A 392-nucleotide genomic window follows, 5' to 3' on the forward strand; every position below is an offset into this window, starting at 1 on the left:
GTCTATGCAGTCTCCCAGACTGATCAGTGCGTCTTTCTTGGCGGAATGACCGGCAAGTTTCAGTCCTTCCATCAAGACCTCGTAGTTGCCGTGAACATCAGTAACGATGAACACATTTCGGAAATCACGAGAGGTAATCTGCATGGAGTTTTTCAAGATCTAAATCCTTCTTACATAGGTGCTACTGTGAATTTAAAGGATTTATTTTCCTTTTGCATTAACTCGCGTACACGCTTGATAGCGTCAAATGATTCATCTTCTTCAAAGCGGTTATAGCTGATGCAAAGGAAGGCATTAGAGGAATTGCGTTCGATGACTTTCGCTTCTAATCCAAACTCTTGTAGGCGATGTTTGGCATCCCATGCGTGTTTCTTTGACGTAATGATGGATTC

Annotated in this window: 1 protein-coding gene; it reads right to left on the bottom strand. The window is 42.6% G+C overall.

The features are described 5' to 3' along the window. Positions 1-170: 170 nt before the first annotated feature. On the bottom strand, positions 171-392 hold a 222-nt coding region (locus AB4585_RS22725; protein WP_372171069.1), incomplete at its 5' end, for a hypothetical protein.

The sequence above is a fragment of the Vibrio sp. 10N.222.49.C9 genome (assembly GCF_041474985.1).
In the GTDB taxonomy this organism is placed as follows: Bacteria; Pseudomonadota; Gammaproteobacteria; order Enterobacterales; family Vibrionaceae; genus Vibrio; species Vibrio crassostreae_C.